Here is a 14484-nt window from a genome sequence, read left to right as displayed (position 1 = left end):
GAACCTGGAGCAGCCCGTGACAACGCCGGACATTGCAGCGCGGCGCGTGCTGGGGGCCTGTGCCGCCATGATGGTCGGCGCCCTCACCCTGACCGCGTGCGGTGGCAGCGCCAACGCGACCAGCGACGGCAAGGGTGGCAAGGACTCCCCCAAGACGTCGACGGCGAAGATCGCGATCTCGGCGAAGGACGGTTCGACCGGCGCGTCCATCAACGCGACCGGAGTGAGGGTCAGCGACGGCAAGCTGACCGAGGTGAAGATGACCGTGGCGGGAACGGGCCAGAGCGTGGCCGGGTCGATAGCGGCGGACGGCGGCAGCTGGAAGCCGAAGCAGCAGCTGGAACGCGCGACCAAGTACGAGATAGACGCGACCGCGAAGGACGCGGACGGACGTACCGCGGCGGCCAACTCCATCTTCACCACGGTCACCTCGGCGAACAGCTTCATCGGCACCTACACGCCGGACAGCGGCAGCACGGTCGGGGTGGGCATGCCGGTGTCGTTCACCTTCGACAAGTCGATCACCGACAAGAAGGCCGTGCAGTCGCACATCACGGTCAACTCCAGCAGTGGCCAGCAGGTGGTCGGGCACTGGTTCGGGGACCGGCGGCTGGACTTCCGGCCGCGGGAGTACTGGAAGGCCGGCTCCAAGGTCACGATGAACATCGCCCTCGACGGGGTCGAGGGCGCGAAGGGCGCCTACGGGGTGCAGAAGAAGACCGTCTCCTTCACCGTCGGGCGGTCGCAGGTCTCCACGGTCGACGTCAACACGCAGACCATGACGGTGGTGCGGGACGGCAAGACGATCAAGTCGGTGCCGATCTCCGCGGGCAGCCCGCAGCACACCACGTACAACGGGCAGATGGTCATCGCCGAGAAGTTCGTGCAGACGCGTATGAACGGTTCGACGGTCGGCTTCGGCGGCGAGTACGACATCCCGGACGTGCCGCACGCGATGCGGCTGACGTCGTCGGGCACGTTCATCCACGGCAACTACTGGTACAACAAGGGCAACCCGCCCTTCGGCCGGCAGGGCACCAGCCATGGCTGCGTCGGCCTCGCGGACGTGCAGGGCGCGCAGGGCGCCACGTCGGCCAAGTGGTTCTTCGACAACTCGCTCGTCGGTGACGTCGTGGTCGTGAAGAACTCCCCGGACACGACCGTCGCCCCGGACAACGGGCTCAACGGCTGGAACATGTCGTGGAGCGCCTGGACCGCGGGAAGCGCCCTCTGAGCGGCGGCATGTGACGCCACGTGGGCCGCGCGGGAACCTTCCGCGCGGCCCTCGCGTTTTTCCGGCGTACGTTTTCTCGGTTCCCGGACATGATGTCCGACCGAGGGGCTACGGTATGCACCCACTAGGTGACATGCAGCAACGCCGGGAGATGCCTTGAGCGTTCCGTACGAGACAGCAGCGTACGAACCAGCCGAGTCGCCCGAGTCTCCGGAGGAGCATCTCGCGCGGCTCCTCGGTCGTGCCCTGAACTCCTTCGAGCTACCCGACGAGGTGATACGGCAGCTCGACTGCGCCCTGGCGCAGGACAGTTCGCTGCACTCCGCGTACCACAGCGCCGGGCTGCACCGGGAGACGTATCGGCACACCTGGCTCCTCGCCGACGGCTCCGCGCTCACGCTGTGGGAGCTCGTGCACAACACCACGCCGGGCGGCCCCCCGGAGCACGAGGTGTACGCCGACGAGGAGGAACTGCAGACGGCCACGGCGCTGCTCGGGATGCCGCCGGACACGCCGGAGTTCGAACTGCCCGCCCTGATGCGGCTGTGGGCGGTTCCCGAGCCCCGGCACGTGTTCGCCCACGACGACTCCGCGGACCACGCGCGCCGGCTGCTGCGCCGCGCGGAGAACACGGACCGGCCCGGCGCGGAGACGGCGGCGCTGCTGGCGACGGCGATCGCGCACGAGATCACGCAGGCGTTCGGACGCCCGGGGCGCGCCGGACGCACGGGACTGAGCTACGCGCTGTACGAGCACGCGTTCCTGCTGCCGGACGGCAGCGAGATCTCCCTGTGGGAGGCCGAGCACACGGCGACACCCGACGGACGGCACATGTGCGAGGTGTACCTGTCCGAGGGCGCGGCCCGGGACGCCATGGAGCGGCGGGCGGCGCGACAGGGGTAGCGCGGGCAGCGGTGTGCGTCCGGTGCGGGGGCGCTGCGACACCGCGGGCGCCGCGTTCCGCCGTCAGCCGTGGGCGAGCTGGCGTACCAGGCCCGCGAAGGCGTCCTGTTCGGCGGGCGTCAGCTCGACGGACTCCAGCGGGGGGCCGGTCCGGTTCTGACGCGGCAGGGCAGGGAGCGGGGCCGCGGTGCGCCGGGCCGGGGCCTGGACGCCCGTGCGGCGCAGCAGGCGCGTCAGGACGACGGTCCAGGCGACGGCCGTCACAGCGAGGACGGCCACGCCGACCAACTGGAGAGTCGGGACGTGCTCAGGCATGCACCCCAGTACACACCACGGTCCGGGACTTTGGTCCCGGACCGTGACGTATCTCGCAGGTGCCGTGAACAACTCACAGCGAACTAAAGGGACAAGGCGTTGCGGGAGCCCGCCGCGGTCAGGCCGCCACGGGCTGCTTGGTCCCCTTCGGTGCGCCCGCCGGGTTCGCGGCGGGGTCGGTGGACGCGGTGTCCGGGGTCTGCTTGCGCATGCCCTTGAGGACGACGACCAGGGCCGTGGTGGCGCAGACGCCGGCCGCGATGGCGACGAGGTACAGGAGCGGGTTGCCGATCAGCGGGACCACGAAGATGCCGCCGTGCGGGGCGCGCAGGGTGGCGCCGAAGACCATCGACAGGGCGCCGGTGAGCGCGCCGCCCACCATGGCGGACGGAATGACCCGCAGCGGGTCCGCCGCGGCGAACGGGATCGCGCCCTCGGAGATGAAGGAGGCGCCCAGGACCCAGGCCGCCTTGCCGTTCTCGCGCTCGGTCTGCGTGAACAGCCTGCCGCGCACGGTGGTGGCCAGGGCCATCGCCAGCGGCGGGACCATGCCGGCCGCCATCACCGCGGCCATGATCTTCATCGCGGAGTCGCTGGGGTTGGAGACGGCGATACCGGCGGTGGCGAAGGTGTAGGCGACCTTGTTGACCGGACCGCCCAGGTCGAAGCACATCATCAGGCCGAGCAGGGAGCCGAGCAGGATCGCGTTGGTGCCCGTGAGGCTGTTCAGCCAGTCGGTGAGGCTCCTCTGGGCGGTGGCGATGGGCTTGCCGATCACGACGAGCATCAGGAATCCGACGATCGCCGAGGAGATCAACGGGATCACCACCACCGGCATGATGCCGCGCACGGGCGCCGGGATCTTCACCCGCTGGATGCCCGTCACGACACCACCGGCGATGAGACCGGCCACGAGGCCGCCGAGGAAGCCCGCGTTGATGTCGAGGGCGATCGCGCCGCCCACGAAACCGGGGACGAGGCCGGGCCTGTCGGCCATGCCGTAGGCGATGTAGCCCGCCAGGACCGGGACGAGGAACTTGAAGGCCACGCCGCCGATCTGGAAGAGCAGGGCGCCCCAGCTGTCGGTCTGCGTCCACACGAAGTGGTCCATGACCGACGGTGCCTTGTTGACCTGCCAGCCGCCGATCGCGAACCCCAGGGCGATGAGCAGGCCGCCCGCGGCGACGAACGGGACCATGTAGCTCACGCCGCTCATCAGCCACTTGCGCAGCTTGGTGCCGTATCCCTCGGTGGAGTCGCCGGCACGCTCGACCGGTGTGCTGCCCGCCGCGGCCGCCGGCGCGCTCGTCTCGCCACGCGCCGCCTTCTCGCGCACGTCCGTGATGAGTTCGCCGGGCCGGTTGATGCCCGCCTTCACCCCCACGTCGACGGTCGGTTTGCCGGCGAAGCGGTCCTTGTCGCGTACGGGGACGTCGTGCGCGAAGATCACACCGTCCGCCGCCGCGATCACCGCCGGGTCCAGCCGGGCGAAGCCCGCCGAACCCTGGGTCTCGACGACGAGTTCGACGCCTGCCTCGCGGCCCGCGTTCTCCAGGGACTCGGCCGCCATGTAGGTGTGCGCGATGCCGGTCGGGCAGGAGGTGACGGCGACGATGCGGAAGGGGCGTTCGCCGGAGGCCGTGGCTCCCGGCGCCGGGGCGGATCCGTGCTCGGCGGCCGCACCCGGCGCCGGGGCCGTGGTGGCCGCTGCGGCGCCGGCGGAGGCCGCCACCGGCGTCGCAGCGGTGTCTTCGGGGGCGCCGGCGCCCACGGCGCCCTGCGCAGCGCCCGCCCCGGCATTCGCGCCCGAGTCCGCGCTCCCTGCGCTCGCGGCACCACCCGCGCTCGCGTCCGGCTCCGCGCCCTCCCCCGAGGACGCCGCCGGCGCCTTGGCCGCAGCCGGTGCCTCGTCCCCGCGGATCAGGGCCGCCGCAGTCGCCGCGTCGGTCACCGCGCGCAGCGCCGAGGTGAACTCGGTGTTCATCAGCTGGCGGGCCAGTGACGAGAGGATCGTGAGGTGGGCGTCGTCGGCGCCCGCGGGGGCCGCGATGAGGAAGATGAGGTCGGCCGGGCCGTCCGCCGCGCCGAAGTCGATGCCGGCGGCGCTGCGGCCGAAGGCGAGGGTCGGCTCGGTGACGTGGGCGCTGCGGCAGTGCGGGATGCCGATGCCGCCGTCGAGACCGGTCGGCATCTGGGCCTCGCGGGCGGCCACGTCGGCGAGGAAGCCCTCCAGGTCGGTCACCCGGCCCTGGGCCACCATGCGCTCGGCGAGGGTGCGCGCCGCCGCTTCCTTGGTGTCGGCGGACAGGTCGAGGTCGACCAGGTCCGCGGTGATCATGTAGCTCATCGCGGGCTCCAATGCACGCGTAGCGCCCGGGGAGTGGGGTGGGCGAAGAGGGGGACGGGGGTGCTGCTGTGGGGGGAGGCGGTGGGGGCGGGGGCCGTGGTGAGTAACGGGGAGTCTCCCCAGGGCCGGACCGGGGTGACCGTGCGGCGGCGGATCCGGGGGCTCATGACACCGGCTCCGTCAGTTCACGGTCGAGGGGGATCCCTGCCGTGACGGTCACCGCCGCCGGGTCCAGGTCGGCGGGGGTCGGCATGACGCTGCCGGGGAGCTGGACGGCGGCGGCGCCGTGGGCGACCGCGGAGGCGAGGGCCTCGGGGCCGGTGCCGCCGGCGATCAGGAAGCCCGCGAGGGAGGAGTCGCCGGCACCGACGTTGCTGCGGACGGTGTCGACGTGCGCGGCGGCGAACCAGGCGCCTCGGTCCTCCACGAGGAGCTGCCCGTCGGCGCCGAGGCTCGCGAGGACGGCGCGTGCGCCCATGCCGCGCAACTCCTCCGCCGCCTTCAGCGCATCGCCCACGGTCGCCAGGGGGCGCCCGACGGCCTCCGCGAGCTCCTCGGCGTTGGGCTTGACCACGTCCGGCCGGGCGCGCAGCGCCTCGAGGAGCGCACGCCCTGAGGTGTCCAGTGCAATGCGCGCGCCTCCGGCGTGCGCCCGCGTGACGACATCGGCGTACCACGAGGGCGCGAGCCCCCGGGGCAGGCTGCCGCAGCACGCGATCCAGTCGGCGCCCCGTGACTGTTCGCGGACGGTGTCCAGGAGGAGTTCCTGCTCGGCCCGGGACAGTTCGGGGCCGGGAGCGTTGATCTTCGTCAGTACGCCGTCCGCCTCGGCGAGCGCGATGTTGGAGCGGGTGGCTCCCGCGACCGGGACGGGCGCGACCTCGATGCCCTGTGCGTCGAGCAGGTCCGCGATGAGCGCTCCCGGCGCACCTCCCAGGGGCAGCACGGCGACCGTGCGCCGCCCTGTGGCCGAGACGGCGCGCGAGACGTTCACGCCCTTGCCGCCGGGGTCCATGCGCTCGGTCTCGGCGCGGATGACCTCGCCGCGCTTCAGGGCCTGGACCTCGTAGGTGCGGTCGAGGGAGGGGTTGGGGGTGACGGTGAGGATCATGCGCGCACTACTTCCGTGCCGCCGCGCTCGATGGCGGTGGCGTCCTCGGGACTCAGCGAGCTGTCGGTGATCAGCAGGTCCACGTCGCTCAGGTCACCGAAGCGGGCGAAGTGCTCCTGGCCGTGCTTGGCGGAGTCGGCCAGCAGCACCACGCGGCGGGCGGCGGCGACCGCGGCCCGCTTGACCGCGGCCTCGGCGAGGTCAGGGGTCGTCAGGCCGTGCTCCGCGGAGAAGCCGTTCGCCGCCACGAACAGCACGTCGGCTCGGATCTCGCCGTACGCGCGAAGCGCCCAGGCGTCCACGGCGGCGCGGGTGCGGTGCCGTACACGCCCTCCGACCAGGTGGAGCTGGATGCCCGGGTGGTCGGCGAGGCGGGCGGCGATGGGCAGACTGTGCGTGACGACGGTGAGGGAGGACTCCAGCGGGATCGCGGCCGCGAGCCGGGCGACCGTCGTACCCGCGTCGAGGATCATCGTGCCCTCGGCCGGCAGTTCGGCGAGGGCGGCCTTGGCGATGCGGTCCTTCTCGTCGGCGGCGGTGGACTCGCGCTCGGCGAGGTCCGGCTCGAAGTCGAGCCGGCCGACCGGGATCGCTCCGCCGTGCACCCGGCGGACGAGGCCGGCCCGGTCGAGGGCCTTCAGATCGCGACGGATCGTTTCTGCGGTGACCTGGAGCTCCTCGGCCAGCGACAGCACGTCCACCCGGCCGCCCTCACGTGCGAGCCGGAGGATCTCCTGCTGCCGTTCCGGTGCGTACATGTCGCTGGCCTCCGCCCATGTCCGTTCACTTCCGAGTGATGCCCGAACGTGTGGTTTCGATGCGAGGCTACGCTCGGATTTCCGGAAAGTAAACAGGTTCAGACTTCAATCGGGCATGATCGGACTTCCGACCGGTCCGGAACAGCAGACAGGCCCGGCACCTGGGCGGTGCCGGGCCTGTGTCGGGCCTGTGACGTGCCTGGTCAGGGCACCAGCTCGGGCTCCTTCTCCGGCTCCGGCGCCGCAGCCTCCGGTGCGCCCTCCCCCTGCTGTGCGGGCCGCTTCGGCAGGGCGGACATCAGCAGGAAGATCACGCCCATGGTCCCGGCGACCCACCACAGCGCGTGCTGGAAGGCGTGCACGAAGGCGGGTCCGACCTGAGCCCGGGTCAGCCGGTCGCCGATCTCGCCGAAGAACACCACGGACACCAGCCCGAGGCCGAGCGCGTTGCCCATCTGCTGCACCGTGTTGATCAGGCCTGACGCGGACCCGGCGTGCTCGCGCGGGACCTCCGAGAGCACCGCGTCGGTCAGCGGGGCGACGATCAGACCCATGCCGGCGCCCATCACGACCAGCGGCAGGGCCATCTGCCAGGAGGCGATGGACAGGCCGTAGCGGTGCGCCTCCCACAGGTAGAGCAGGACGCCCGCACCCATCACCAGCGCGCCCGTCTGGAGCACCTTCCGCCCGAACCTCGGCACGAGCTGCTGCACCGACACGCCGGCCGCCGTGGACACCGCGAGGGAGAACGGCACGCCGGTCAGCCCGGCCCGCAAGGGACTCCAGCCCAGGCCGATCTGCATGTACAGCGTCCAGACCAGGAAGAAGATGCCGAGCGAGACGCCGAAGACGGTCTGTACGGCGATGCCCGCGGCGAAGCTCTTCACCCGGAAGAGGGACAGTTCGATGAGCGGGGAACCGTCCCTGGCCGCCTTCCGTTTTTCGTACGACACCAGCACCCCGAAGACGACCAGCGCACCGGCCATGCAGACGTCTCCCCACAGCGGCCAGCCCAGCTCACGGCCGCGAGTGAGCGGGTAGAGCAGCATCAGCAGACCCAGCGAGACCAGGGCGACACCGACGAGGTCCAGCTTCAGCGCCTTGGGGGCCTTCGACTCGGTGATGAAGCGACGGCCCAGCAGCCAGGCCAGGACACCCACAGGGAGGTTGATGAGGAAGATGGGCCGCCATTCGAGGCCGAACAGGTTCCACTCGGTCAGCAGGGCCCCGAGCAGCGGGCCGGAGACCGCACCCAGCCCGATGACCGCGCCGAACAGGCCGAACACCTTGCCGCGTTCGTGGGCCGGGAAGGTGGCGTGCACGATCGACAGCACCTGCGGCACCATCATCGCCGCCATGCCGCCCTGCAGGATGCGGGAGGCGACCAGCATCTCCGGGTTCGCCGCGAAGCCGCACAGAGCGGAGGCGACCGTGAAGCCGCCGACCCCGAGCAGGAACAGCCGCTTGCGGCCGTGGATGTCACCGAGACGGCCACCCGTGATCAGACCGGCGGCGAAGGCCAGGGCGTAGCCGGCGGTTATCCACTGGATCTGGCTGACCGAGGCGCCTGCGCTGCGCTTGATGGACGGAATGGCGATGTTGACGATCGTCACGTCGACCAGGTCCATGAAGGCGGCGGTCATGACGATCGCGAGCGCGAACCAGCGGGCTCGGTCGGCACGTTCGGGGAGCGCTGTGGCGGAGCCGCTGGGGGAGGGGGTCCCGCGCCCCTTGAGGGTGCTGCTGTCGTTCGGGGTCATGAGACGAACGTAAGCCGTCATTAGGTCAGATCATGTCCTAGTACTGCGGCATTCTCGTACTCATGACTACGGACACTCCGGCCCGGCTTCTCCAGCTCCTGTCCCTTCTCCAGACCCCGCGTGAGTGGCCCGGCGGGGAGCTGGCCGAACGGCTGGGGGTGTCGCGCCGTACCGTGCGGCGGGACATCGACCGGTTGCGGGAGCTGGGCTATCCGGTGCAGGCCGCGAAGGGAGCCGACGGCGGGTACCGGCTGGTCGCGGGCAAGGCGATGCCGCCGCTGGTGCTGGACGACGAGGAGGCGGTGGCGATCGCGGTGGGCCTGCGGGCCGGTGCCGGACATGCCGTGGAGGGCGTCGACGAGGCGTCCGTACGGGCCCTGGCCAAGCTGGAGCAGGTGCTGCCGGCCCGGCTGCGGCACAGGGTGTCCACCCTGCAGGCGGCGACCACCCTGCTGACCAGTGGGGACGGCCCGAGCATCGCCCCGGAGACGCTGACCGTGATGGCCTCCACGGTGGCGGGGCACGAGCGGCTGCGGTTCGTCTACCGCGACAAGGACGGCAGCGAGTCGCGGCGGCTGACCGAGCCGCACCGGCTGGTGTCGACCGGGCGGCGGTGGTACCTCGTCGCCTACGACCTCGACCGCGCCGACTGGCGGACCTTCCGTGTTGACCGGGTGAGCGAGCCGTTCGCGACCGGAGCCCGGTTCACACCACAGGAGCTGCCCACGGGCAACGCCGCCGAGTACCTGCGCCAGTCCATCCAACGGCGGCAGGAGACGTACGAGTTCGCGGTGCGGTTCGCGGCACCGGCGGAGCAGGTCGCGGCGCGGCTGCCGGCGTGGCTCGGGACACCCCAGGACGACGGCGAGGGCGGTTGCGTCCTGCGGAGCACCTCCGGTGATTCCGTGGACTGGCTGGCGGTGCGGCTGGTGATGGCAGGGTGCGAGTTCACGGTACGGGAGCCGGCGGAACTGGTGGCTTCGGTACGGGAGTTGGGGGCGCGGCTGAGCCGGGCGGGTGCGGGCGGTGCGGAGGAGGGAGCCGGTCGGTGAGGGCCCAGCGGAGGAAGGAGCCGGTCAGTGAGGACGCGGCGGAGGAGGTAGCCGGTCGGTGAGGGCTCGCCTGGTGGCTGACTCACGCCTCTTCGGGGGACGGCCGCCCGGCCCGCTTGTTCCGCATGGCCTGTCCGGTCGGCCCGCCTGTTCCGGCTGGCCCGTCCGGTCGGTCCTGCGTCCCGGCCTCGCGTCCCTTCGGTGACTGCCTCCCCTTGCCGGCCTCACGCCTCCCCGGGGACCGCCCGGTCCTGCTCGCCGGCCCAGCTGAAGCCCCGCAGGGAACCGAGGTTGCGCAGCGCCAGGGCTGCGGGGCCGTTCGGGCCGGCCGGCGGGGAGGATGTGGCGGCCCAGGACTCCACGGCCACACGGACAGCGGCACCGGCGACGGCCGCGGCGAAGCGGAGGTCGGGGGTGACGGGCGCGGGGGCCGCGGCGCGCAGGGCAACGTTGTCGTCCGCCTTGCCGCCCACCTCACGCCCCTGGCCTACCTGGCCCCCTTCGACGTCGCCTCCCTGGCCTCCCGCGGCCTCGCGTCCCTGGTTGCCTCCGGTATCGCGGCCTGTCTTGGAGTCGCCTGCCTCAGGTACCCCAACACCGCTGCCATCAAGGATCGTTGAGGCCGTACGCGCCGCCAGGATCTCGGCCAGTGTCTGCTCCGACGCCTGGCAGACCTCGGCCCAGACCTTGCGCAGGGCGGGGCTGTCGACGGCCAGACGGATCAGGGTGCGGACCCATTCCCAGGACGCCGCCGAGACGCCGACACCGGGGGTGAGCGTGCGGTGGACGGCGTGTTCCAGGGCCTGCGGGACGGTCAGGTGAGCCGGGGCCGAGCGGACCGCTTCCGCCCAGCGCTGGGCGCCCGCGGCGTAGAGGGGGGCGACCGCTTCCTCCTTGGTGGCGAAATAGCGGTAGAACGTCCGCGGTGCGATGCCCGTTGCGTGGGCGATGTCCTCGGCGCGGGTGGCCCGCAGTCCCTGGCGGACGAACAGCGCGGCCGCCGCGCGGGCGATCTCCATCCGGGTCTCGGCTTTTCGGCGTTCGGTCAGGGAGACCGGCGAGGCGGCGGAAAACGGCTGGTGGGAGGCGCTGGGGGTGGTGCTCACCCCGGCAGGCTATGCCCATGTGGCAGAATCTGCCATCCGGCGGTCCACCCCGGGGTTCAGGTACGGGGTGGACCGCCATTCCACGAGGCGCCACCCCCCACCTGCGCAGAAGCGCCCCCTCCACCACGTCTGTGAACGCAGATGGAGCCGGGCTTCGGCACCCGGGGGGATGGGTGCCGAAGCCCGGCTCGGGAAGGTCCCGGCGCCGGGGGGGATTGCGTCGGGACCTGGCTCGATGGGCGCGTGGGGTCGGCCGGTCTGTGCGGTGGGTGGGGAGTGCGGTTCCCGGTGCCTGGCTGCTCCTGGACCTGGAAGGGTTTTTCCCGCGGGCCCGGGCATTGAAGCGAGGGAGCAGCGCCATGTTTGCGCCGTCTTTCGCCACCGGCGTGCGCCCCGCGGGCACCGTACGCCCCCGAGGCATCACCTGTCTCCGGGCACCGTAGCGCCTGGGCACCGCTGACCCACTGACGACGAGGTATCCCACCGGCCCAGGCACCTCACATCCACCGGCCCACCGGCGCACCTCGGCCACCGTGCGCCCGGGACACCGCACGACCGCCCCCCGGGGCACGCCTCAGGGCCTGCCCCGGGACCGCGTGCCCCCGCAGGCTCCGTTACGCCGCCGCGTCGAAGCCGGTGCTGCGGGCCAGCTTCTTCAGTTCGAGGAGGGCGTGCTTCTCGATCTGGCGGATGCGCTCGCGCGTCAGACCGTGTTCCTTGCCGACCTCGGTGAGGGTCCGCTCGCGGCCGTCCTCGATGCCGTACCGCATCTTGATGATGGAGGCCGTGCGCTGGTCCAGGCGGCCGATGAGGTCGTCCAGTTCCTCGCTGCGCAGGAGCGTGAGGACCGACTGCTCCGGCGACACGGCGGACGTGTCCTCCAGCAGGTCGCCGAACTGGGTCTCGCCCTCGTCGTCCACCGACATGTTCAGTGAGACCGGGTCGCGGGCCCAGTCCAGGACGTCGATGACGCGCTCCGGTGTGGCGCCCAGCTCCGCGGCGATCTCCGCGGGCTCCGGGTCGCGGCCGTGCTCACGGTTGAACTCGCGCTGGACACGGCGGATGCGGCCCAGTTCCTCCACCAGGTGGACGGGCAGCCGGATCGTGCGGGACTGGTCGGCGATGGAGCGGGTGATGGCCTGACGGATCCACCAGGTGGCGTAGGTCGAGAACTTGAAGCCCTTGCGGTAGTCGAACTTCTCGACCGCGCGCACCAGGCCCGCGTTGCCCTCCTGGATCAGGTCGAGGAGGGGCAGGCCGCTGCGCGGGTAGCGCCGGGCCACCGCGACGACCAGGCGGAGGTTGGAACGGATGAAGACGTCCTTGGCCCGCTCGCCGGCGGCGACCAGCGCCTCCAGCTCCTCACGGGTGGCGTCCGACGTCGTCTCCTCGAACCCGTCGAGAACCTGCCGCGCGAACACGCCCGCCTCGACGGTCTGGGACAGCTCGACCTCCTTGGCGGCGTCGAGCAGCGGCGTACGCGCGATCTCGTCGAGGTACATGCCGACCAGGTCGCGGTCCGCGATCTCGCCGCCATGAGCGCGAACACTGCTTGCCGAGTCGGCCGTCTCGCCGGTGGCGGACTTACGACGGGCGACGGCACGGGTTGCCATGCGTGCTCCCTTGCGATGGTGGGCTGGCGGGTGGTCCTGCGAACGCTCGGCACTGGCGGGGACCGTCTCCGGGACTCCTTCCGAGTCCTCTGCGACTCTCTCCGGGTGCCCTGCATCCGTGGGAAACAACGACTGGAATCCGGACAGAATTCCCAACCCGCACCCCAATTTTTCTGATCATGCAGTACCCTGTTCCGCCACGCTGGGAGGCGAGTTGCCGACGGAACGTACAGAGGTGCAGGTCAGGCCGGGAGTCGAGGGGGACCTCGACTCCCTCACCGCGATCTACAACCACTACGTACGTGAGACGGCCATCACATTCGATACCGCGATCTTCACTCCGGAAGAGCGCCGCCCTTGGCTGCTCTCCCACCCGGAAGACGGCCCGTACCGCCTGATGGTTGCCACGGAAGCGCACCCGGAGGGCGACTCACAGCGAATTCTGGGGTACGCCACATCCAGCCCTTACCGCCCGAAGCCCGCGTACGTCACATCCGTGGAGGTGTCTGTGTACCTCGCCCCGGACGCGGGCCGGCGCGGCATCGGCACGCTGCTCTACGACGCCCTCTTCAAGGCCCTGGCCGAGGAGGACGTGCACCGCGCCTACGCCGGGATCGCCCAGCCCAACGAGGCCTCCGAGCGGCTGCACGCCCGCTTCGGCTTCCGGTACGTCGGCACGTACCGCGAGGTCGGCCGCAAGTTCGGCCGCTACTGGGACGTCGCCTGGTACGAAAAGGACCTGTGAGCCGAGCCGGGGAGCCGAGCCGGGCCGGGGAGCCGAGCCGGGCCGGGGAGCCGAGCCGGGCCGGGGAGCCGAGCCGGGCCGGGGAGCCGAGCCGGGCCGGGGATCAGCCGAACTGCACCGACCGTTTCGCCATCCCCATCCAGAACCCGTCGATCACGGACCTCTGGGCATCGAGTTCGCCGCCCGCCTCGGCCGCGCCCATGGTGACGAACAGCGGGGCGAAGTGCTCGGTGCGCGGGTGGGCGTATCGGCCGGCCGGGGCCTTGTCCAGGAAGTCCAGCAGGGCGTCCCAGTCGCGGGCCTCCAGGGCGCGGTGACCCCAGTCGTCGAACTCCGACGACCAGCTGGGGACGCCGGGGCCGGTGTGCCGCAGGGCGGCCAGGTTGTGGGTGAAGAAGCCGGAGCCGACGATCAGCACGCCCTCGTCGCGCAGCGGGGCGAGCCTGCGGCCGATGTCCATGAGGCGGACCGGGTCGAGGGTGGGCATGGAGATCTGCAGGACGGGGATGTCGGCGGCGGGGAACATCTCGACGAGGGGGACGTAGGCCCCGTGGTCGAGGCCGCGGTCGGGCACGTCCTGGACCGGGGTGCCGGGGGCGCGCAGCAGCTTGCGCACGGATTCGGCGAGCCCGGGGGCGCCGGGGGCGGCGTAACGCACTTGGTAGTAGTGCTCGGGGAAGCCCCAGAAGTCGTAGACGAGCGGGACGGTCTCCACCGCGCCCAGTGCGAGCGGGGCCTCCTCCCAGTGGGCGGAGACCACCAGGATCGCCCTGGGGCGCGGCAGACCGGCGGACCAGGCGGCGAGCTGGCCCGGCCAGACGGGGTCGTCGGCGAGCGGCGGGGCGCCGTGGCTCAGGTAGAGGGCGGGCATGCGCTCCGGCCCTGCGGCGGACTTCTCCGGTGCGGTGGTGGACATGACGGCGGCTCCCACGGTCCTCGCATTACTTTAACTCTCAAGCTTCTCTTCGAGAGTACGTCCGACTTGTTCAAGTTTCAAGAAGCTGCCTCGTACAGTGGGACACATGAACACGGCACCGGACTCCGCCGCACCGCCCCGCTGGCTCACCGACGAGGAACAGCGCGTCTGGCGCGCCTACCTGCACGCCACCACCCTGCTGGAGGACCACCTCGACCGGCAGCTGCAGCGTGACGCGGGCATGCCGCACATCTACTACGGCCTTCTCGTCGGCCTCGCCGAGGCCCCGCGCCGCCGGCTGCGGATGACCGAGCTGGCGATGCAGGCGAAGATCACCCGCTCCCGGCTGTCGCACGCGATCGCCCGGCTGGAGAAGAACGGCTGGGTGCGCCGCGAGGACTGCCCCTCGGACAAGCGGGGCCAGTTCGCGGTGCTCACCGAGGAGGGCCTGGAGGTGCTGAAGCGCACCGCGCCGGGCCATGTGGACGCCGTACGGCAGGCGATGTTCGACCGGCTGACCCCGGAACAGCAGAAGGCCCTCGGCGAGATCATGGAGATCGTCGCCGAGGGCCTCCAGCCCCACGAAGCGGGTGCGGACCTGCCCTGGCTCCGCTAAGAGGTCAC

At 71.6% G+C, this 14484-nt stretch carries 13 protein-coding genes; 5 read left to right on the top strand and 8 right to left on the bottom strand.

From position 1 onward, the window contains the following. Window positions 1–16: 16 nt before the first annotated feature. Both ACZ7HQ_RS20795 and ACZ7HQ_RS20790 read left to right on the top strand, forming a co-directional pair. On the top strand, window positions 17–1234 hold the full coding sequence (locus ACZ7HQ_RS20795) for a L,D-transpeptidase (RefSeq protein ID WP_470991661.1): 1218 nt from the start codon (window positions 17–19) through the stop codon (window positions 1232–1234). Between the two features lie 156 nt (window positions 1235–1390). Then, window positions 1391–2137: a DUF6227 family protein gene (locus ACZ7HQ_RS20790; RefSeq protein ID WP_470991658.1), complete on the top strand. Its 747-nt coding sequence runs from the start codon at window positions 1391–1393 to the stop codon at window positions 2135–2137. Between the two features lie 63 nt (window positions 2138–2200). On the opposite strand, the gene ACZ7HQ_RS20785 is transcribed toward ACZ7HQ_RS20790, so the two are convergent. The 5 genes from ACZ7HQ_RS20785 to ACZ7HQ_RS20765 all read right to left on the bottom strand — a co-directional run bounded on the left by ACZ7HQ_RS20785 (window position 2201) and on the right by ACZ7HQ_RS20765 (window position 8428). Then, window positions 2201–2452: a hypothetical protein gene (locus ACZ7HQ_RS20785; protein ID WP_470991656.1), complete on the bottom strand. Its 252-nt coding sequence runs from the start codon at window positions 2450–2452 to the stop codon at window positions 2201–2203. Between the two features lie 118 nt (window positions 2453–2570). Then, window positions 2571–4799, bottom strand: a complete 2229-nt coding sequence (locus ACZ7HQ_RS20780; protein ID WP_470991653.1) for a PTS fructose transporter subunit IIABC — start codon at window positions 4797–4799, stop codon at window positions 2571–2573. 163 nt (window positions 4800–4962) lie between these two features. Then, window positions 4963–5910 carry a 1-phosphofructokinase gene (gene pfkB, locus ACZ7HQ_RS20775; RefSeq protein ID WP_470991651.1) on the bottom strand — a complete coding sequence of 316 codons (948 nt, stop codon included), beginning with the start codon at window positions 5908–5910 and terminating at the stop codon, window positions 4963–4965. Beyond that, on the bottom strand, window positions 5907–6668 hold the full coding sequence (locus ACZ7HQ_RS20770; RefSeq protein ID WP_470991648.1) for a DeoR/GlpR family DNA-binding transcription regulator: 762 nt from the start codon (window positions 6666–6668) through the stop codon (window positions 5907–5909). Before ACZ7HQ_RS20770 ends, pfkB begins: the two co-directional genes overlap by 4 nt. A 203-nt stretch (window positions 6669–6871) precedes the next feature. Next, window positions 6872–8428, bottom strand: coding sequence for an MFS transporter (locus tag ACZ7HQ_RS20765; RefSeq protein WP_470991645.1), 1557 nt, complete (start codon window positions 8426–8428; stop codon window positions 6872–6874). 62 nt (window positions 8429–8490) lie between these two features. Between ACZ7HQ_RS20765 and ACZ7HQ_RS20760 the strand changes: the two genes are divergently transcribed. After that, on the top strand, window positions 8491–9480 hold the full coding sequence (locus tag ACZ7HQ_RS20760; protein ID WP_470991642.1) for a helix-turn-helix transcriptional regulator: 990 nt from the start codon (window positions 8491–8493) through the stop codon (window positions 9478–9480). 224 nt (window positions 9481–9704) lie between these two features. On the opposite strand, the gene ACZ7HQ_RS20755 is transcribed toward ACZ7HQ_RS20760, so the two are convergent. After that, window positions 9705–10499 (bottom strand): TetR/AcrR family transcriptional regulator, encoded by a 795-nt coding sequence (locus ACZ7HQ_RS20755; protein ID WP_470992257.1) that lies wholly within the window; start codon window positions 10497–10499, stop codon window positions 9705–9707. Between the two features lie 701 nt (window positions 10500–11200). Further along, window positions 11201–12199, bottom strand: a complete 999-nt coding sequence (locus ACZ7HQ_RS20750) for a sigma-70 family RNA polymerase sigma factor (protein ID WP_470991639.1) — start codon at window positions 12197–12199, stop codon at window positions 11201–11203. Window positions 12200–12413: 214 nt separating this feature from the next. Between ACZ7HQ_RS20750 and ACZ7HQ_RS20745 the strand changes: the two genes are divergently transcribed. Beyond that, a complete protein-coding gene (locus ACZ7HQ_RS20745) occupies window positions 12414–12944 on the top strand; it encodes a GNAT family N-acetyltransferase (protein WP_470991636.1) in 531 nt (176 codons plus the stop codon). A 103-nt stretch (window positions 12945–13047) separates the two neighbouring features. Here the strand turns inward: ACZ7HQ_RS20745 and ACZ7HQ_RS20740 are convergent, their stop codons facing one another. Next, on the bottom strand, window positions 13048–13815 hold the full coding sequence (locus ACZ7HQ_RS20740) for a dioxygenase family protein (RefSeq protein ID WP_470992252.1): 768 nt from the start codon (window positions 13813–13815) through the stop codon (window positions 13048–13050). A 151-nt stretch (window positions 13816–13966) separates the two neighbouring features. Between ACZ7HQ_RS20740 and ACZ7HQ_RS20735 the strand changes: the two genes are divergently transcribed. Further along, the gene (locus ACZ7HQ_RS20735) at window positions 13967–14476 is read left to right on the top strand and encodes a MarR family winged helix-turn-helix transcriptional regulator (protein ID WP_470991633.1); all 510 of its coding nucleotides are present in this window, start codon (window positions 13967–13969) and stop codon (window positions 14474–14476) included. Window positions 14477–14484 lie beyond the last annotated feature (8 nt).

Source organism: Streptomyces sp. NPDC037290, from assembly GCF_055603245.1.
Note: the sequence above shows the minus strand (reverse complement) of the source record. Positions and strands in the feature narration are given on the sequence as shown.